At 72.7% G+C, this 451-nt stretch carries 1 pseudogene; it reads right to left on the bottom strand.

Annotated elements, in window-relative coordinates:
- Window positions 1-451 (bottom strand): annotated as a pseudogene (locus tag LPA54_RS38635) (hypothetical protein); the annotation flags it as partial.

The following is a 451-nucleotide window of genomic DNA, read 5'->3' as shown; positions in this document are numbered from 1 at the left end:
GCCAGGAACCGGAGATGGGGATGCTCGTGGTGCCCTTGGGCACCTTGGGCGAGGGCACCTGGAACAGCACCTTGGACCCGGTGGAGGCCGGCGCCTTCTCCTTGGCCTCGCCGGTGGTGGCGCCTCCGTCGCCGGAGCCGCCGCCCTCCTTGCCGTCGCCCATCCCGCCCTTGGTGTCGCCACCCACGGCGGTGGTCTGCTTGTCGTCGTCCTTCCCGGACGAGGACGAGTACCAGACGCCGGCGCCGACGAACAGCGCGATCGCGACGACGGCCGACACGATGATGGCGACCTGGGCGTTGATCTTCCGCCCGCCGCCCTGCTGTCCGGCCTGCGCCTGCATCGGCACGGTCGGCTGCGCGTAGCCGTACGGGGGCTGCTGACCGTACGGTCCCGGCTGCTGCGGCTGGCCGTAGGGACCGGGCTGGCCATACGGGCCGGGCTGCTGGGC

This window comes from Streptomyces sp. DH12 (assembly GCF_020873895.1).
Lineage (GTDB): Bacteria > Actinomycetota > Actinomycetes > Streptomycetales > Streptomycetaceae > Streptomyces.
The sequence above is the reverse complement of the archived record's forward strand: the minus strand, read 5'-3'. Positions and strand labels throughout refer to the sequence as shown.